The following is a 17,499-nucleotide window of genomic DNA, read 5'->3' on the forward strand; positions in this document are numbered from 1 at the left end:
CCTCTTCCTCCATCCACGTCATGGACTTCAGTAGGTTTATATGTCGATTACTCTCGTTGTCGTATTTTTCTTTCTGCTCGGGGTCTTTCTCGTAGAAAGCCAAATCCGCGTAAAGATACATCACTATTTTAATATATGATTTTGCCTTTTCCTTTAGGTCCAGGTATTCCATGATTTCCATGCCTTTAGGTGGGAAGGGAGAGCGTTTTCGGAAGGTCCGGCCGTGGTCCTTGTTCTCGCGGTTCATGGTGTTCTCCTCCTTGGGTGTCGAGTGGTGTTTTGAGTATATCTGTGTTCGTTCTGGGATTTCGACTCCGCACTGTCCGGGTTTCTTGGACGGGTTGGTTGGTTCGCCTTGATTCCCCTGATCATCGGCTTACCGATCTGGAGCGATGGGCGAGCCGTTCTCTTCGATGAGCCCATTCCGAAGCCTGCGCGGGGCCGGATGGGCCGACTCCGGTTCTTGCGTTCGGGGCCGTCGCGCGTTGACCGGAAACGGCCACGTTGAGGCGAGTTCGGTGTGCTCGGAGACCGCTAGCGTGACTGGATGTGAACGACCCCGAACCCCCTCATGACTACGCCTCCTGGATCAGGAACTACGCCGACCTTGTGGGCCGGGTGCTCGCCCGGGGCCCGGCGGCGGTGGCCGACGAACTGTTCGAACACGTCCCCGACACAGCCGCCCCCACCTCCGCCCCCGGGCGGCTTCGGCGGCTGCTGCTCACCAACGCCCACCTGTTCGCCCACACCCGGGACCGGACCGAGATCGCCTGCACGCTGCACGGTGCTTTGACCCGCGAACCACGGGTGGCCGCATGGCTGACCGGGGTGGATGAGGCCCTGCCACCGTTACGCCTGATCGAGCGTGGAGACGACGCCGCACCGATCGACGCACGGTTGCTGCGGGTGTTGACCGGTCACCGCGCCCCGGTGAACTCGGTGGCCTGGTCGCCGGAGGGGAACAGATTGGCCACGGTCGGCGCCTACGACGCCTCCGTACGGATCTGGGACACCCGAACCTGGCGACAGGAACAGTGCCTGAACATTCGGGGCGCGGCCCTGGACCAGGGGGTCTGGAGCCCTGATGGGAGCCGGCTCGCGATCCTGGGCGAGAGCGACCGCTTCCCCGACGTGGGGGAGTACGACGCCGACGATGTGGGGGCCGGCCGAGTCGAACACGTGAGCATGGTGCTCGTCTACGACACCACCACGTGGACGGAGATCGCCGCCACCCCCACCGCTCCGCGAACCGGATACGGAGACCGGCCGGTCATCGCCTGGGCCCCCGATTCCCGGATCCTGGCCATCGGTGAGGACATCGGTGTGCGCCTGTGGGCGGTGGGCGGCGGCGAACAACCCCCGTGGCTCCTGGTCGATGACAAGGTGCGTCGGATATCCGCGTTGCACTGGCACCCCGACGGCGCACTCGCGGCGGTGGCCCTGATCGAACAAGGTCCACGCGCGATTTCCGAACACCGTTTGCTGACCTGGCCCAGGCCCTATGCGGATCCGTTGTATCGGGTGTGGGCGTGGAGCGACCCGTACGGCGTGCGCTGGCACCCCGATGGCGAGCGTATTCGCCTTATCTTCCAGGAAGAACGGGTCCTGTGCGGCCCCGAGACCGAACGGCCCCCGTCTCGTTCTGAAGGTGCGCGAACCCGGAGTCGGGTAGGAGCGGTCCCTGCTTGGTCCTCTGACGGGCAGGCTCTGGCCACACTGGAATCGGAGCACCATGGGTGGGCTCACCTGACCCGGTGGGAGGTCGGGGACGACAGCGCGCTGTCGAAGAGGGCCCGGATCGCCTGCGCCCCGGAGGAGACCACGGATCTGGCCTGGCGACCTGGAGGCGACATGGTCGCCACCGCCGGCGAGTCGGGGGTGCGTCTGTGGTCGGTTCGCGGCGATGGACACCGGGATCGAGAACGGACCGGTCCCGGATTCAGGGACCCCGTGTGGAGCCCCGATGGTGCGCACGTGGCGGTGCGATCGATCCGGGAGGGACGATGGTACGTGGCGGAGGCGCACGATCCGCGCGTGGTCGAACCGGCCGGGGACCGGTGCCCCTTCCCCGACCACGACACCGAGGAGGTTCGGGAGCTGATCCGGGCCGCGCGTCACGAGGGAAAGGACTTCGACGTCTACGCGAGTATGTACGGTTTCCGCGCTCCTGAGGCGGTCAGCCCCGGACACGGGTTGTACGCCCTCGCGGGTGGGCTCGCTCCGGTTCGTGTCTTCGACCTTCTCAACGGCGGCAGTCGTCGACTGGGCGACTCCAAGCCGGAGGGGCGATGGATGCTGGTCCGCTTCTCACCCGATGCCGATCGACTCCTCACCGTTGAGCACCGCACCATCAGCCATGAGCGGGACGGTGACTGGGTGGAGGAGATCGTGCTGACCCTGTGGGACGTCACCACGGGAGAGCAGGTGGCCTGTGCACGTTCGCGAGGTGACCGCAGGAGCGAGGAGTGGACCGACTATCCGCGTGACGTGGTGGTGGGTCGCACCCATCTGGCCTGGTGCGGCAACCACGGCGTGATCGCCGTGCACGATGCCCACACCCTGGAACCCCTCAGTCGGATCAGGGTCACCGAGGACGTGAACGGCCTGGCGTTCTCTCCCGACGAAAGCGCCCTCGCCGTGACCGGTGACGCGGGAGTGCGCGTCATGGACCTGATCGATGGCGATGGTAAGGGCGCGCGTCGATAGTTCCCCGCCTCGGCTTCAGCAGGTCCCAACCGTCGAGGAAACCGGTGATCCGCTCGACGGTGTCCTTCGCCGGCTCCCCGGCCACGGCGTTGGTGCTGTGGGTCAGGACCAGGGAGCGTTGTCGACGATCTCGGGGAAGACCTGGTGGACCTGTTCGCCCGTCTGACGGTGGGCGGGCATCTCGGTGGGGCGATGCCCGCCGTGCGGGTCAGTACAGCTGGTTGGCGCCGCCGTCGGCCATCAGGGTCTGGCCGGTCATGTACTTGGCGTCGTCGGAGAGCAGGAACGCCACGATCGGGGCGACGTCGGTCTCCGGGTCGCCGAAGCGGCCGAGCGGCACCTTCGCGAGCGAGGCCTCGTACAGCTCCGGTGCGGACTCGCTCCAGGCCTTGACGCCCGCCGTCATCGCCATCGGGCACACGACGTTCACGCGGATGTTCTCCTTCGCCCACTCATTGGCGACCACGCGCGAGAGGCCGCGGATGGCCTCCTTGGCGGAGGCGTAGGCGGCCTGGGTGGGCTGACCGACGAGCGCGGCGCCCGAGCCGAAGTTCACGATCGAACCACCGGACTTCGCCAGGTGCGGGTGGGCCGCGAGCATGAAGTTGCGGGTGGCGATGAAGCCGGTCGAGAACGACAGGTCCCACTGCTCCGGGGTGAGGTCGGTGAAAGGCGCCTGGCGCGAGGCGTGCGCGTTGTTGACCAGGCCCGTCAGCCCGCCGAAGCGTTCGACGGCGGTGCGGACCGCGAGCTCGGCGGTCTCCTCCAGCCTTACGTCGGCCTGGATGAAGGCGATATCGGCGCCGAGCTCGGTTTCGAGTTCCGCTCCGGCCTGCCCGTCGACGTCGACCGCGACGACCTTGGCGCCGCGTCGGACGAGGACGCGCGAGATCGCACCACCGATGCCGGCGGCGCCTCCCGTGACGATGACGATCTGGTCTTGCAGCAGCATGACTGCTTCCCTCCTGCGTGCCGCGCGCTCGTACGCACCGGGTTCCATTCTTGGCCCGGTGGCGTGAACGCGGTGCACCTACGGGGCGCTCGGCGTGGCCGTCGAGTCCTGACATGCGACGTGAATCGGTTGATTCAGGACACCGAGTGCGATTCGGGTGCCAATGACGGACCGTACTAGGATCCGAGTCATGCCGCGTTCTCGTCCGACCCCCGAACACCTGTCTCCGGGGTACTTCGCGTTCGTCATGGGCACCGGGATCCTGTCGGTCGCGGCCGAACAGCGATCGTGGCAGGTCGCGTCCCTGGTGCTGCTCGGGTCGGCGGGGGCCGGCTACGTGCTCCTCGTCGTCTTGAACGTGTGGCGGGTCATCGCCTACCGGGAGGCCTTCACGCGCGACCTGCACGACTCGCGCAAGGCGTTCTTGATCTTCACCTTCGTCGCGGGCACCGGCGTTCTCGCGGCGGGCTTGGCCGCGCACGGTGAGCTCGTCGGGGCGACCGTCCTGTTGGCGATCGGCACCGCGAGCTGGTTGCTGCTCGGCTACACGGTGCCGTGGGCGGCGGTGCTCAGCCGCGACGAACGACCGGTGACCGACGCCGCCAACGGAACGTGGTTCATCTGGGTGGTGGCCGCCCAGTCCGTGGCCGTGGTCGCCGCGACGCTGGAGCCGCACTACGAGGACCTGGCGCGACACGGGCTCTCGGTGCTGGCGGTCTTCGCCTGGTCGATCGGTGTGGTGCTGTACGCCGCCGTCGCGATGTTCGTCGTCCTGCGGATCCTCCAGGCCCCACTGGATCCCCGCGACTTCGAACCGCCCTACTGGGTGTCGATGGGGGCCATCGCCATCAGCATCGTCGCCGGCTCGCGCATCATCGAGATGGAGAGCACGCCGATGGTCGACTCGGTCCGTGGCCTCATCGAGGGCGGGGCCGTGGTGCTGTGGGCCTTCGCGACGTGGCTGATCCCCGCGCTGATCGCGGTCGGCGTCTGGCGGCACTTCGTCAAACGGGTGCCACTGAGGTACACGCCGACCCTGTGGAGCATCGTCTTCCCGCTCGGCATGTACTCGGTGGCCTGCATGTACCTGGGGCGGGCCAACCGTCTGCCGCTGGTCGAGTGGATCGGCCAGGTGTGGATCTGGGTGGCCCTGGCGGCCTGGGCGGTCACGAGCGCGGCCATGGTCCGATCGTGGTTTCCCACCGCGTCCCGCCGGCCCGCCCCGACTCCCCATGCCTAGCCGCCGACGTTGAGTTGAGTACCCATCGCCGCGCAGAGGTAGATCGCGGCGATGATGCAGATCAGCCGTACCGTCTTGCCGTTGTCCTGAGCGCAGAACAGGATTCCGTTGATGGTGTGGATACAGATCACTGTGAGAAAGCCGAACATGGTCGGGCGACCCTCATAGTGAGTGAACGAAGCCGATGGGCTCGTGTCTTCGTCGGGCGGCAGGGCGCTTCCTTCTGGTTTAGAGTTAATAGTACTTGATCAACTTCATCATCATCGATGGGAACGTAGTGACTGGAGTGGGGCCCCGGTCTCGGTCACACGCCAGAAGTCCCAGCCGTTGCGGTTGGGGTTCGCCTCGGGCTTGAAGTGCTGGACGACGGCGATGGCTGCGCTGCTCGGCTTGCTGAAGACCTCACCGGACCAGGGCGCGGACGTGATGGTCAAGGTGGAGGAAGAAGGATCGTACAGGCCTTCGACCCGCTCCTTCTCGTAGATCTTGTGGACCGCCACGGTGTCATCCGATCGGGTCTCGGTCTTGGAAAGGTTGGACAGGAGGCGGGCCACCACTTCTCCCTTGCTGGTTCCGTCCCATGAGGCGAGCAGGCTCAATTGGCGGTCGGTCTCCGCCGACACGTTGATCTCAGGCATGCGGTCAGACTACCTTCAGTCTGCTGGGAATGCTACCGATTCAGTTTTTCCCCCTTGAGAGGGTTAATAGCGCTTCTCTCGTCTGCGGTTTCCTCCCCCGCCAAAACACGTGTGGGCAAGGTCCTCATGCCGTAGCGGCAACAGGAGAGTGGCCCCGTGTGGGATACCGAGTACCTGCCCCACACCGGGAGCGTGGGGAGTGGCTCGCTCATCCCGGAGCCGCCACCCCCTATCCCCGGAGGTTCCGTGCCGCGTATCCCTGAGCACAGCAAGCGATGCGAACGAGCCATCAGGCCCGTGTGCGTCTGTTCCTCCTGTGGAGGCAGCCGCCACGGTTGGCTCGGTCATCTTGAACGGGCTCGACTCGGGGATCCGGGTGTCAGGGAACTACGTGAACCCGCGAAGAAACTGTGGTCGGATCGATGCCGTCACTTCGACGAGAACGGTCGCCGGACACCGACCAAGTACCTGCGACAAGCCGGTGGCGCAGTGGCCAGGGCCGGCGCGGTCGCCTGGCTGTCGGCCCATCCGACCGGAATTCAACGTATCGAGGGTCTTGGTACCGCACTCAACGAGGAGGTCTTCGCCGATCGACTGTGGCGGTACGCCGAACAGGCAGCCGAAGGGGAACCCCCGAGCTTCAACGACTACGGCCGTGCGATCGCGGGCCATTTCTGGTGCGATCTATTCGCTGAGATCGCCGACGTCCTGGACCGGGGGGCCAAACTGCTCGCCAGGGTGCCCGAAGGGCTCAAGGAAGCGGTCTTGGAGCACGAGGATGCGAAGGAGTGGGGTCCGGTCCGCACCGAGCTGACGGGGGAGGCACTGAACCTGCTGTGGCAGTGCGCTCAGAAGGTGCTGGGGGCCGACCCGAAATCCGCAGCCCTGTACCTGCGCATCCTCGCGATCCTCATTTGCCCGGATCCCGGTGCCCACCCACGTGTCGCGCGAGGATGCCTTCGACCTCTGGCCGCCGACACCCTGCGCGAACATCTCGGAGTCGACATCAAGCCCGAATGGCTTTGGCCGGACCCGAGCTGATCATGGCTCCTACCCCTTACGAGCCACGGCGTCGAAGTCGTCCAGGGGGTGCGCGGAGCCGACATCGGCGGGCTTGGGGCACGCATGTGCGAAATCGTGCCCGAACAAGAAGTCTCCCTCACTAGCGTGATGGCATGGTGAAGAACACCTTGTCCCCCGAACATCAGGTGGACGCCGCCGGTGAAACATTGCTGGCCGCCGTGACCCCGCTCGGCCTGCCCGCTCATGTTCTCGACGAGCTGGGCCGATACCAGGAGGCAGTGGGGGAGATCCTCTTGGAGGAGGTGGGCGGAAACCGTCGAGGTTCCTCCGAACACCCGGAGCTGCGGGTCCGCGAACGGGGGTGAGCCCCCGCACCGGATAGGCGCGTGGCCGAGTGAACCGGGTGATCTTGCTACCAGTAGCGGTGAAAGCGCTTTCATCGCTACTGGTAGCAAGAAGCGTCACCCGGGGTGAGGAGGGCTGGCCCGGCGCGGGAGGTGTGGTGGGTGTAGTTTCCCACCAGCCTTGTCGGCGGGTGCCGGGGCTGTACGTGGGCCGGTGGATGTGCAATTCTTAGAATTGGGCACTCGTCCAAGGCGGTCGCCCAAATTCTGGACGGAGAGGGCTTATGACCACACAGCGCGCGCACCAGGTGCGGGAGAGCCTGCTCACCGCCGCCGCCGAGCTCATCGCCGAGCGGGGGTGGACCGGGGTGAGTACCCGGGTGCTGGCCGAGCGGGCCGGGGTGGGGCCCGGGCTGGTCCACTACCACTTCCCCTCATTGCGCGCCCTGCTCAACGAGGCCGCCCTGCGCACCATACGAGCCGTGGCCCGGGAGGGGGCCGCCCACCTGCCGGGCGCCACCGCCCGGGAGGGGCTCGACCTGCTGCTCGGTTCCCTGGACGCCTACTCGGGCGAGGACCCCACCTCGGTGCTCTTCACGGAGGCCTTCCTGGCCGCCGGGCGCGACGCGGAACTACGCGAGGCCCTCACCCGACTCCTGGCGGACTTTCGCACCCTGCTCACCGACTGGATGCGGGCCGGCGGGGTACCCGACCCCGACACCACCGCCCGTGTCCTGGCCGCGACCGTGGACGGGCTCATGCTGCACCGTCCCCTGGACCTCTCCCTGACCGCCGAGTCCGTCGTCCCCGTCCTGCGCAGGCTCCTGCGTGGAGCCTTGGAGGAGTAACGATGAGTACACCGCACACGCCCCGGCACGCACACGCACCGCACGCCGTCGTCGCCGGCGCCGGGATCGCCGGACTGGCCCTGGCCCACCGCCTGGCGCACCACGGTTGGCGGGTCACCGTGGCCGAACGCGCCCCGGGACCCCGTCCGCAGGGCTACATGATCGACTTCTTCGGTCCCGGCTACGACGCGGCCCGGATCATGGGGGTGCTGCCCCGGATCCGGGAACTGGGTCACGACTTCGACGAGGCCGTCCTGGTGGACGAACAGGGGCGGCGCCGGGCCTCGCTCGGCTTCCGTCGTTTCGCCCGGGCCATGGGCGGGTCCCTGGTCTCGATCATGCGCCCGGACCTGGAACTGGCCCTGCGCGAATCCCTTCCAGAAGGGGTGGAACTCGTCTACGGGGCCGCGCTGACCGGGGTCGAGGAGCACCCCGACGGGGTCCAGGCGCATCTGTCCGATGGCCGCGTCCTGGACGCCGACCTGCTCGCCGGGGCCGACGGAATCCACTCCACGGTGCGGGGCCTGGTCTTCGGCCCGCAGGAGGAGTACCTGCTCCACCTGGGCTTCCACACCGGCGCTTTTGTTTTCGAGGACGCCGAGCTGCACACCCGCCTGCGAGGACGCTTCCTGCTCACCGACAGCCTGGGCGCCCAGATGGGCTTCTACGGCCTGGCGGGGAACAGGGTGGCGGTCTTCGCCGTGCACCGCACCGAGGACACCACCCTGCCCGACGATCCACGGTGGGCTCTACGCGAGGCCTGCTCGGGCCTGGGGTGGTTGGTACCACGGGCACTGGAACGGTGTCCGGAGCCCGAACACGTCTACTACGACAACGTGGCCCAGTCGCGGATGGACACCTGGTCCAAGGGGCGGGTGGTGCTGCTGGGAGACGCGTGCCAGGCGGTGTCGTTGTTGGCCGGACAGGGCGCCTCGATGGGTGTGGGCGGGGCGTTCGTGCTCGCCGAGGAGCTGGCCCGAGCGGGAACGGTGCGCGAGGGGCTGGAGCGCTACGAGGCGCGGTGGCGTCCGGTGGTGGCCGAACGTCAGCGCGCGGCCCGCACCGGGACCTCCTGGTTCCTGCCCTCGTCCGCGATGCGACTCCGGTTGCGCCGCCTCGTGCTGGGGTTGGCCGCCCTGCCCGGTGTGGACCGCTGGGTGGCCTCGGCGATGTCGGGCAAGCCCAGCCGGGTGGTCGAGGATCTCGCCGCCACGCCCCTGGTCGAACCGGTCGGGGACGTGGGCGCGAGTGCGAAGGAGGGCCGGAGCGGGTTCGAAGCGCCCCGGCCGTGAAGCCGTGGACTCAGGTGTCGCAGTTGCGGCAGCGGCGTGTGGCCACCCGCTTGGTGTTGCCCTTCGTGGCCTGGGCGGGAGCGCTCTCGCCCAGGCGGCGCCACAGGAGCGGGTCGGGATCGTTGATCCAGCCCCACATCGGCGCTTCGATCTCGGATTCGGACTGATGCCCGCACCCTGGGCGGTGGGCGATGCCTCTCGGTGAGATGAGGATGGCGCCGCGAGGGAAACGGGCCTCCTTCGAGGTGGTCCCGGGCTCCTGCCCGGATCGGCCGCGGGCCTCGCTCACGAGTGAGCACGCGCAGCCGCCCCCGATGGGGAGTTCGCAGAAATCACAGCGTTCCATGGCTCGATCATGCCCTGTTCCCGTGACGAATGGGCCCCGCGCCGCCTCCCCAGGCCCGTTCATTGAGCGGAAGGTGGCAAGTATCTCCTCTTCAGAGGCGGTCCTGGCACCCATCCCGCGGTTCTCCATCGCGGGGCCGGCCACTTCAGTCGGCGGGACGCGGCTCCTCCGGGGTCGCGCAGGCACGCGCACAGGCGTCGATCGGCTGCTGGATGAGAGGCCCGTACAGGTCCAGCACCGCATCGCGGGAGACCTCGTCGGTGGGGAACAGCCCCAGGAGTCGGACCCCCTCGGCCAGACCGATCACCTGGCAGGCGACGGCGCTCGCGTGGCGGCGGTCGGGGGTGGTGTCCCCGATCAGGTCACCGAAGCGGGTCAGGAGCCGCTCCCGTACCTCCTCGCGGGTGCGGTCGGGGTCGGGTGACTCGCGCACGTGAGAGACGGCCACCAGCAGGGGGTCGCGCACGTCGTGTTCGCGCCGGGTGAGGATCTTCTGCACCAGCGCGCGCCCGAGTTCGGAGCGGGGCAGGTCGAGTTCGGCCAGCGGGATCTCGTTGGGCCCCAGCTCGTTGAACAGCTCGGCCTTGCTCCGGTAGTGCTTCATCACCAAGGAGGGTGAGACCCCCGCGGCGGTGGCGATGTCGCGGATGCTCACCTTCTGGTAGCCGTGTTCGGAGAAAAGGGCTCGCGCACTGTCGAGGATGGTGCTCCGACTGTCGTTTCTGCTCACGGTTCCACCTTCTCCTGGACCTCCTTGACAACCTCGCGTACCGGTGCGGGCCCGGTGATCACATCATCGCCCTTCTCGTCGCGCTCGCGAGCCGGGATGATGGCCCCGAACAGCACACTGGCCACGCACACCGCCAGGCCGAGCCCGTTGGCGGTGAACATGGCCTGGGCGGAGGGGAACACCGCGCCGTTCACGGTCACGGTCAGCGAGGCGAAGACCAACGCCACCACGGCGCTGCCGCTGGAGGTGCCCATGGAGCGGACCAGGGCGTTGACGCCGTTGGCCGAGGCGGTCTCGTTGCGGGGGGAGGACGCCATGACCAACGCCGGCATGGCCGCGAAGGCGATGGCGCTGCCGACGCTGACGAGCATGTTGCCCATCATGATCTCCCACACGGCGTCGTTGTTGAACATCCGCCACAGGTAGGTCACGCCCATCACCACGCCGCCGGTCAGCAGTACGGTCTTTCCGCCCCAGCGGTTGAGCATGCGGGCGGAGATCGGTGAGAAGACGAGCATCATCAGGCCGCCCGGCACCATCGCCAGTCCGGCGACGGCCACGGGCAGGGCCATTCCGTACCCGGTGTCGGCGGGGACCTGGAGTTCCTGGGTGGTGACCAGGCTGTTCAGGAACATCGCGAAGCCGACGAAGTACGAGGAGATGTTGGTGAACAGGACGGGTCGCCGGAAGGCGGTGCGCAGGTTCACCATGGGTTCGCGCATGCGCAGCTGGAGGGGGACCCAGATCGCCAGGCAGACGAGCGAGAGCACGGTCAGACCGATGACCTCGCCGCTGGTCCAGCCCCACGTCGCGCCCTTGGACAGGGGGAGCAGGAGGCCGACGAGGACGATGGTGAGCAGCAGCGCGCCGACGACGTCGAAGCGTCCGGGGGAACGCTCGGTGGACTCGTCGAGGGTCAGTGGGATGGCGATGAGGAAGACCGTGCCGACCAGCGCGGTGGCCCAGAACAGCGAGGTCCATCCGAACGCGCCGTAGAGCACACCGGACAGCGGTAGTCCCAGGGCTCCGCCGATGCCGAGGGTGGCGCTCATCAGGGCGATGCCCCCGGCGAGCTTCTCCCGGGGCAGCTGGTCGCGCATGATGCTCATGCCCACGGGGATGAGGGAGGCGCCGAACCCCTGCATGGCCCGGCCGACGAGCATCGCGGGGAAGTTCCCGCCGAGCGCCGCGATGAGCGAGCCGACGGTCATGACCCCCAGGGAGACCAGCAGCATTCTGCGCTTGCCGTACATGTCGGCCATGCGGGAGACGATCGGGGTGGCCACGGCCCCGGTGAGCAGGGTCGCGGTGACCAGCCATGACGCGTCGTCGGCGGATACGTCGAGGATCTCGGGCAGGTCGGGCAGCAGCGGGATGACGAGTGTCTGCTGCAGCGAGACGATCATGCCGCAGAAGGTGAGGATCCCCATGGTGGCCCATGAGGGCACACGCAGGACGGCCATACTCGGAGCTCCAAAGCGGTGAAGGGGTGCGGCGGGCGAGTGGAGGGCGGACGCACGAAAAAAAGGGGGTGAACGATTGTTCACCCCCTTGAGTGAACACCCGTTCACCCCCGTGGGTCAAACGACTCGCGCCCACTGGGACCAAGGTCACCGCCAAGGTCACCGTCCCCGTGCGGGCTCAGAACAGGGGTCGAAGGTGCGTGTGCGCCCAGGCCGCGAGCGTGGTCGGGGTCGTGGTGAGCACGTCGCGTTCCTGTTCGGGCACGAAGTCCTGGCGCAGTCCGGCCGCCATACCGACGACACCCTCGACCTGCCCGGCGCTCATGCCGACGGAGCGCAGCCCCACGCGTACGTCGTCGTCGGAGACCCGCTCGGCGCGTACCTGGCGCCCCAGGACCCGGCCGAGGATCCGTGCCACCCGCGAGAAACTCAGGTCCTCGGGGCCGTGTACCGCCTGCACCCCGCGTCCCGCCCCGCCGCCCGGCCGGTCACCGGGCCGGGCACCCGCCAGGAGCCTGGCCGCCGCGACGTCACCGATGTCACGGGGATCGACCCAGGGCATCGCGAAGTCGAGCGGCCACGGGGTGGGCAGGACACCCTCGCGCAGGGAGTCCGATTCCATGAGCAGGTTCGTGAAGAAGTAGCCGCAGCGCAGGTGCAGCACGTCGGCCCCGGTGGCGTCCAATGCCTGCTCGGTCCGGGCCAGTCCGTCGATCTCACCGGCCCCGTGCCGTTTCTCCGCGCCCACGCTGCTGAGGAACACGATGTACCCGATGCCGTTCTCCCCGACCGCGCGCGCCGCGTTGGCTCCCATGCGAGCGTGGCCGACGATCGGGTCGTCGTCGGGGGTGGGCGGGTCCACCCAGAAGAGGCGGTCCGCGCCCCGGGTCGCGCGCAGGACGGCGTCGGCGTCGCCCTGGTCCCCTCGTACCGTGTCCACCCGTTCTCGGGTGGCCGCGTCGAGCCGGTCGGGGTCGCGCAGCAGCAGGGTGGGACGGACCCCTGCCTGCAACAACAATCGGACGACCCGTGAGCCGACCTTGCCGGTGGGCGTGGTGACGACGATCTTTCCGTGTGCGTGTTCGTGTGCCATGGCCGGACGCTACAAGCGATGGAGGTCGACTTCCGGCCGCCACTCGGCACCGAATCCGTCCGCCACTCGGGGCCGAGGGACGGTGGGAATCGGGGCGGGAAGGCACGGCGCTTCCCGCCCCGCACGTCGGTTCAGGCCCGGCTGCGGGCCTTGTAGGCCGCGCGGCGGGCCGCCTTGGCGACCTTGCGGTCCGGGTGGAGTCGGCCCACCGCGTCCAGCACCGACAGCGTCTGGGGGTGGTCGCCCCGCCACACCTCGCCGGAGCTTTGGAACAGCAGCCGCGTGAAGGGCAGACCCTCGCCGGCGTCCTCGCTCCTCAACGCGCCGGCCAGGGCGGACTCTCCCGTGTGCAACAGGCCCGCCGCGGAGTCGATCGTGAACCAGAGCCCGTGCGAACCGATCACCTCCTCGACCTCCTCCGGTGGAAGGTCCGGGGCGCCGATCAGGGTGCTCGCCGCGAGGCCGGCCACGGCGGGACGATCGGAGGCGAGCAGTACGCGTACCGGGGGCAGGGCGGGGCCGCCGAGTGCACGCAGCACCTCGGAGGCGATGATGCGACGCACAGCCCCGTCCCCCGTGGGCTCGGCGCACGCCTCGGCGATCTCCGTCACCGCCTCCTGCGCAGTGCGAAGGGCGGCCCACGCCTTGATCTCCGCCACCCGAACCTCGCGGGGGAGCCGACGCAGCGCGTCCAGGAGTTCGACGGCCCCGGCCCGGGCCAGGCCGCCGAGCAGCGGCGCATCGACCCCTTCGGCCAGGAACATCCGCCGTACCCCGTACCGGCCGAGCGGGGTGAGCACGGCCGCGCAGACGATCTCCGAGTCCCGAGGGCCCGAAACCGACTCGTCCAGGGTCAGGGAGTAGATGGGGAGCAACCCCCTTTCCGGCGCGAACTCCGCTCGCGCTTCCCCGCCGGTGTGGTCGACCAGCCGGATACCACCGTTGGAGCCGATCCCGAGCGCGGTCTGGTACAGGGTCATGTGCGCCATCCGACGCGAATGGTCGATGAGTTCCGGGGACGCGCCGCTCAACTGGGCACCGGGTCGGGCCAGCTCCTCGATGATGGTCGAGGCCAAGGTCGACAGGGAGACCTCCGTGTCGTCGGGCTCCGCGTACAGGTCGTCCAACAGGTCCCGGATCAGACCCGAACCGAACCGGCCGACGTCGAACAGGTCCTCCGGGTCCGGGTCGCCGGTGATGGCCCGCTCGAACAGGGCGACCCACAGGTCCAGGGTTCGCCGGGGGGACGTCCCGTCCCGGACCTCGGGGCAGGCCCGGGCCCGCCCCGAGTCGACCTCGATCAGGCCCAGCGCCACCGCGGTGCGCCACAGCGCCAGGAACTCGGGCAGCTCCCGGGCGGCGCGCAGCCGCTTCAATTTCTCCGCGCGCTCGGCGGCCTGTTCCTTCGTGGCACCGGGCCACAGGTCCAGGTCGCTCACCAGCGCCCGGATGTCGTCCGGGCGGGGCACGCCCGTCCCCGTCAACTTGCGTTCGGCGGTGAACCAGTCGGCCAGCGCCAGCAGTTCGCGCAGTGGCCAGGTGTCCCGTGCGGCGAGCGCCAGTTCCTCCTCCGACGGTAGGGTCACCGGCCGTACCCGTGCCCGTTCCGTCGGCTCAGTGGTCTCCTGACGCACCAATGTAACTCCCCGTTGTCGAATCCTTACTTTCGGTGTCCATTTCTATCGGTCGGAGCACCGCCATGTGGGGCTTTCCGAACACAGGGGCGCGTCGTTCGGCCGCGACACACCTGATCGAGCCCGGGGCGAGGCCGGTGAACGACCGCGTGTGTTCCGGGTGGCGCCCCGGCGACCTGACAGGCGCCACCCACCCGTCCGCGACGAGGATCCGCTACGCGCCGAAGGGGCTCATGTCCCCGCGGCCCTCGGTGCGCCGATCCCCGGGTCGATCCGCACGGGCCCCGACTTGGCGGGCCGCACGTCGAAGTCGAAGATCGCGGTCGGAAGGTAGACCGTGGCGCACGCGTTCGGGATGTCCACCACGCTGGAGAAACGCCCCTCGATGGGTGCCGCGCCCAGGAGCAGGTAGGCCTGCTCGGGGCTGTAGCCGAACCTGGTCAGGTAGTCGATGGCGTTCAGGCAGGCGCGCTGGTAGGCGAGCTGGGAGTCCAGGTAACGCTGTTGGCCGTCCTCGGTGACCGAGATCCCGGAGAAGGCCAGCCATTCGGAGTACTGGGGCGGCGTCTTGCCGGGCATGAAGACGGCGTTCCCACCCACCCCGTACGTCTCCATGCCGCCCTTGATCAGGTCCAGGTGCAGGTCGATGTACCCGCTCATCTCGATGCCACCGCAGAAGGTGATCTCACCGTCGCCCTGGGAGAAGTGCAGGTCGCCGACGGAGAAGTTCGCCCCGGAGACGAAGACCGGGTAGAACACGCGTGTACCCCGGGTGAGGTTCTTGATGTCCTGGTTTCCGCCGTTCTCCCGGGGCGGGGCCGTCCTGGCCGCCTCCGCGGCCACCCGGTCGAACTCCGAGCCGCTCAGGCTCCCCAGGACCGCGTCCCGTGGTTCGGGCGGCAGCGCCAGGGGCGGCAGCCGGTCGGGGTCGGTCGCGATCAGATCGCCCTCCCTGCGGTTCCAGCGCGCGAGCATGTCCGGGGAAGGGGCGGTGGCCATCAACCCAGGGTGGGTGATGCCGGTGAACGACACCCCCGGGACGTGCCTGGAGGTGGCCACCTCGCCGTGGAAGTCCCACACCGCCTTGTAGGCGTCCGGGAAGCGGTCGACCAGGAACGATCCGCCGTTGCTCTTGGCGAAGATACCCGTGTAACCCCACCCCTGGCCGGCCAGCGGTCCGGAGTCCTCCTGCGGTAGCGGTCCCACGTCCAAGACGTCGACGATCAGCAGGTCGCCCGGTTCGGCGCCCTCGACCCCCACCGGACCGGACAGGGCGTGCACCTTGGACATCGGGGCGTCGCGGATGTCCTCGGCGGAGTCGTCGTTCTTGATCGCGCCGTCGAACCACTCGCGACAGTGCATGCGAAACGTCGACCCGGGGCGCACCCGAACGGCGGGCGGGATGTCGGGGTGGTACCTGTTGTGGCCGATGACCCGTTGGTCGGTGAACGGCTTGGACGAGTCGAGCGGAAACAGGAGTTCGGGCATGGTCGAGTCCCTTCCAGGCGGACGACCTCAGGGCTTGGGAAGTCGTCGGTGTGCCGGATCGTTCGTGAAGCGCGCTCCGGGCCGCCCTGCCCGGGGTGGTGGCGACCGCACCACGTCCGGGGCGTCCGCGCTGCGTTCGGCGCGTTCGTAGGTGCTCCTCACGGCTCCGCGGGAGCGGTTGAGCATCGGCGCGCCGAACACCCGACGTGCCGGCCGGTGACAGGTGGGACAGGGCAGGGTCGAGGGCGCGGTTCCCATCGCCGCCTCGATGTCGATGCCGCCGTGTTCCCCGCACTCGAACCGGTACTCGGCCAAGACGACCTCCTCGTCGGCGAATGTTCCGAAGATCCCGCTGATCGCGCGGCATGACCCACCCCGACGCGGTCGGGGTTGAGCGTGATGATGTTATTGCGGAGTGTAATCAAGGGTCGCCGACGTGGCCGGCAAGCGATGGCGTGTGTTCCGGGTGGCGCCTCGGGGACCCGCGAGGCGCCACCCCTTCGCGAGGAGGATCCGCTACGCGCCGAACCCGCGGATCCGGTGCTGCATGACCTTGTAGGGCCAGCCATGGTCGGTGTTCCACTGACTGACGCTCAGGTGCAGTTCGTCGGGGGTGGAACCGGGGATGATGTAGCCGCCGTAGAGCTGGGCCACGTGGGAGTCGTCCTCGTGACCCCACGCCCCGCCATGGACGAGAGTGCGTCGGTGGGCCGTGTGCAGGTTCGACGTGGGGGTGTCCATGATGATGCCGTCGATGCGATAGCCGCCCGCGTCGAACCAGGTCAAGACCCATTTTCCGGCCATCGGGCGCAGACACATCTCCCCGAACGCGCCGTCGAGGATCGGGGTGGGCGGGTTGCCCCAGCCCCACACGCCCTCGCGGTACCCCCAGGGCTCGTAGGCGGCCGGGTCGGCGATGGCCGCCGTGGGGACCCGGTGCATGATGATCGGCCGGCTGCGGTCGAAGGAGGTGGAGTAGACGTAGACGTATCCGTCGTCGCCCTCTGCCCAGGTGAGCAGCTGGAACAGGCCGTCGTGCAGGTGGGCGTCGAAGTGCGCGTCGGTGTGCGTCCAGGTCGCGCCGGAGTCGTCGGAGCGCCAGATCTCCGTCCACACCACGTTGCCCAGGCCGTTGTTGACCATGGCGTGCAGGTACATGGTGTCGCCGATGGTGATGACGTCGGAGGGCAGGACGGTGGTGAAGACCGGGTTGTCGTGGTCGTAGTGCCACAGTTGCACGGCGGCCTCACCCCCGACCGCGCCCGACCACTGGACACCGGCGTCGAGGTCGGTGGTCGTGGAGTACAGGGCGGTGGGGGAGCGCCACCAACCGCCGCCGACGGTGGCGCCCTCGAAGCTGTCGCCGAAGACGAAGAGCATCCGCCCGTCGGGGGTGCGGACCGGGATGCCCAGGTCGGTGGCCTCCATGCGAAAGCGCGTGGTCAGGCCGGGGCCGGTGAGGTCGCCGATCTTGGTGACCTCCAGGGCTTGGCGGGAGGAGGCGTCGTCGGCGCCGGCGGGGGAGCCCGTGCCGAGCAGAAGTCCGGACCCCAGGAGGGCGCCGGCGGAGGTGCGAAGGAACGTGGACCGGTCGATCTGCGGGGGACGAGGGGTGCGGGGGTCGATCATGGTCGCTCCTACGTGCGAGTGGTCGAACGGTCAGGATCGATAGCCGCGGATGTGGTGTCAACCAGAGGAAACG

18 protein-coding genes are annotated in these 17,499 nt (G+C 68.6%); 6 read left to right on the forward strand and 12 right to left on the reverse strand.

Annotation, left to right across the window (positions count from 1 at the left end):
* A partial coding sequence (locus NLI01S_RS25680; protein ID WP_157090999.1) for a hypothetical protein occupies window positions 1-247 on the reverse strand: 247 nt, incomplete at its 3' end.
* 302 nt (window positions 248-549) lie between these two features.
* Here NLI01S_RS25680 and NLI01S_RS09795 point away from each other — a divergent pair.
* Complete coding sequence (locus NLI01S_RS09795) at window positions 550-2,706, forward strand: WD40 repeat domain-containing protein (protein WP_067602644.1); 2,157 nt, start codon at window positions 550-552, stop codon at window positions 2,704-2,706.
* A 208-nt stretch (window positions 2,707-2,914) separates the two neighbouring features.
* On the opposite strand, the gene NLI01S_RS09800 is transcribed toward NLI01S_RS09795, so the two are convergent.
* On the reverse strand, window positions 2,915-3,658 hold the full coding sequence (locus NLI01S_RS09800; RefSeq protein ID WP_067602648.1) for an SDR family NAD(P)-dependent oxidoreductase: 744 nt from the start codon (window positions 3,656-3,658) through the stop codon (window positions 2,915-2,917).
* Window positions 3,659-3,848: 190 nt separating this feature from the next.
* Between NLI01S_RS09800 and NLI01S_RS09805 the strand changes: the two genes are divergently transcribed.
* Entirely contained in the window at window positions 3,849-4,898 is a 1,050-nt protein-coding gene (locus tag NLI01S_RS09805; RefSeq protein ID WP_067602653.1) for a tellurite resistance/C4-dicarboxylate transporter family protein, read from the forward strand.
* On the opposite strand, the gene NLI01S_RS26570 is transcribed toward NLI01S_RS09805, so the two are convergent.
* Window positions 4,895-5,029, reverse strand: a complete 135-nt coding sequence (locus NLI01S_RS26570; protein ID WP_263363282.1) for a hypothetical protein — start codon at window positions 5,027-5,029, stop codon at window positions 4,895-4,897. The two genes, NLI01S_RS09805 and NLI01S_RS26570, sit on opposite strands and share 4 nt — an antisense overlap.
* 129 nt (window positions 5,030-5,158) lie before the next feature.
* Window positions 5,159-5,536, reverse strand: coding sequence for a hypothetical protein (locus tag NLI01S_RS09810; RefSeq protein WP_067602657.1), 378 nt, complete (start codon window positions 5,534-5,536; stop codon window positions 5,159-5,161).
* Window positions 5,537-6,025: 489 nt separating this feature from the next.
* Here NLI01S_RS09810 and NLI01S_RS09815 point away from each other — a divergent pair, with 489 nt between their 5' ends.
* The 4 genes from NLI01S_RS09815 (at window position 6,026) to NLI01S_RS09830 (ending at window position 9,043) form a co-directional block, all read left to right on the forward strand.
* The gene (locus NLI01S_RS09815) at window positions 6,026-6,577 is read left to right on the forward strand and encodes a hypothetical protein (RefSeq protein ID WP_223809185.1); all 552 of its coding nucleotides are present in this window, start codon (window positions 6,026-6,028) and stop codon (window positions 6,575-6,577) included.
* 134 nt (window positions 6,578-6,711) lie between these two features.
* Window positions 6,712-6,924 (forward strand): hypothetical protein, encoded by a 213-nt coding sequence (locus NLI01S_RS09820; protein ID WP_067602660.1) that lies wholly within the window; start codon window positions 6,712-6,714, stop codon window positions 6,922-6,924.
* A 263-nt stretch (window positions 6,925-7,187) separates the two neighbouring features.
* A complete protein-coding gene (locus tag NLI01S_RS09825; RefSeq protein ID WP_067602663.1) occupies window positions 7,188-7,751 on the forward strand; it encodes a TetR/AcrR family transcriptional regulator in 564 nt (187 codons plus the stop codon).
* A gap of 2 nt (window positions 7,752-7,753) precedes the next feature.
* On the forward strand, window positions 7,754-9,043 hold the full coding sequence (locus tag NLI01S_RS09830; protein WP_084392450.1) for an FAD-dependent monooxygenase: 1,290 nt from the start codon (window positions 7,754-7,756) through the stop codon (window positions 9,041-9,043).
* A 10-nt stretch (window positions 9,044-9,053) separates the two neighbouring features.
* Here NLI01S_RS09830 and NLI01S_RS09835 read toward each other — a convergent pair whose 3' ends face one another.
* From NLI01S_RS09835 to NLI01S_RS09870, 8 genes are all read right to left on the reverse strand, one after another.
* A complete protein-coding gene (locus NLI01S_RS09835; RefSeq protein ID WP_067602666.1) occupies window positions 9,054-9,389 on the reverse strand; it encodes a hypothetical protein in 336 nt (111 codons plus the stop codon).
* 145 nt (window positions 9,390-9,534) lie between these two features.
* Window positions 9,535-10,119, reverse strand: a complete 585-nt coding sequence (locus NLI01S_RS09840; RefSeq protein ID WP_067602669.1) for a TetR/AcrR family transcriptional regulator — start codon at window positions 10,117-10,119, stop codon at window positions 9,535-9,537.
* On the reverse strand, window positions 10,116-11,582 hold the full coding sequence (locus NLI01S_RS09845; protein ID WP_067602672.1) for an MFS transporter: 1,467 nt from the start codon (window positions 11,580-11,582) through the stop codon (window positions 10,116-10,118). The genes NLI01S_RS09840 and NLI01S_RS09845 overlap by 4 nt, the downstream gene beginning before the upstream one ends.
* Window positions 11,583-11,760: 178 nt before the next feature.
* Entirely contained in the window at window positions 11,761-12,675 is a 915-nt protein-coding gene (locus tag NLI01S_RS09850; protein ID WP_067602675.1) for an NAD(P)H-binding protein, read from the reverse strand.
* 131 nt (window positions 12,676-12,806) lie between these two features.
* Window positions 12,807-14,261 (reverse strand): hypothetical protein, encoded by a 1,455-nt coding sequence (locus tag NLI01S_RS09855; RefSeq protein ID WP_067602678.1) that lies wholly within the window; start codon window positions 14,259-14,261, stop codon window positions 12,807-12,809.
* A gap of 279 nt (window positions 14,262-14,540) precedes the next feature.
* Window positions 14,541-15,797 (reverse strand): formamidase, encoded by a 1,257-nt coding sequence (gene fmdA / locus NLI01S_RS09860; protein WP_067602681.1) that lies wholly within the window; start codon window positions 15,795-15,797, stop codon window positions 14,541-14,543.
* 27 nt (window positions 15,798-15,824) lie between these two features.
* Entirely contained in the window at window positions 15,825-16,112 is a 288-nt protein-coding gene (locus tag NLI01S_RS09865) for a hypothetical protein (protein ID WP_067602684.1), read from the reverse strand.
* A 201-nt stretch (window positions 16,113-16,313) separates the two neighbouring features.
* Complete coding sequence (locus NLI01S_RS09870) at window positions 16,314-17,426, reverse strand: DUF4185 domain-containing protein (protein ID WP_190318420.1); 1,113 nt, start codon at window positions 17,424-17,426, stop codon at window positions 16,314-16,316.
* Window positions 17,427-17,499: the final 73 nt, after the last annotated feature.

This window comes from Nocardiopsis listeri NBRC 13360 (assembly GCF_001570765.1).
Classification (GTDB): Bacteria; Actinomycetota; Actinomycetes; order Streptosporangiales; family Streptosporangiaceae; genus Nocardiopsis; species Nocardiopsis listeri.

Bases quoted from the DNA above. Each gene is read 5' to 3' on its own strand.
- NLI01S_RS09800 (WP_067602648.1), bottom strand. From the start codon at position 3,658: ATGCTGCTGCAAGACCAGATCGTCATCGTCACGGGAGGCGCCGCCGGC.
- NLI01S_RS09805 (WP_067602653.1), top strand. From the start codon at position 3,849: ATGCCGCGTTCTCGTCCGACCCCCGAACACCTGTCTCCGGGGTACTTC.
- NLI01S_RS09810 (WP_067602657.1), bottom strand. From the start codon at position 5,536: ATGCCTGAGATCAACGTGTCGGCGGAGACCGACCGCCAATTGAGCCTG.
- NLI01S_RS09820 (WP_067602660.1), top strand. From the start codon at position 6,712: ATGGTGAAGAACACCTTGTCCCCCGAACATCAGGTGGACGCCGCCGGT.
- NLI01S_RS09825 (WP_067602663.1), top strand. From the start codon at position 7,188: ATGACCACACAGCGCGCGCACCAGGTGCGGGAGAGCCTGCTCACCGCC.
- NLI01S_RS09830 (WP_084392450.1), top strand. From the start codon at position 7,754: ATGAGTACACCGCACACGCCCCGGCACGCACACGCACCGCACGCCGTC.
- NLI01S_RS09835 (WP_067602666.1), bottom strand. From the start codon at position 9,389: ATGGAACGCTGTGATTTCTGCGAACTCCCCATCGGGGGCGGCTGCGCG.
- NLI01S_RS09845 (WP_067602672.1), bottom strand. From the start codon at position 11,582: ATGGCCGTCCTGCGTGTGCCCTCATGGGCCACCATGGGGATCCTCACC.
- NLI01S_RS09850 (WP_067602675.1), bottom strand. From the start codon at position 12,675: ATGGCACACGAACACGCACACGGAAAGATCGTCGTCACCACGCCCACC.
- fmdA (WP_067602681.1), bottom strand. From the start codon at position 15,797: ATGCCCGAACTCCTGTTTCCGCTCGACTCGTCCAAGCCGTTCACCGAC.
- NLI01S_RS09870 (WP_190318420.1), bottom strand. From the start codon at position 17,426: ATGATCGACCCCCGCACCCCTCGTCCCCCGCAGATCGACCGGTCCACG.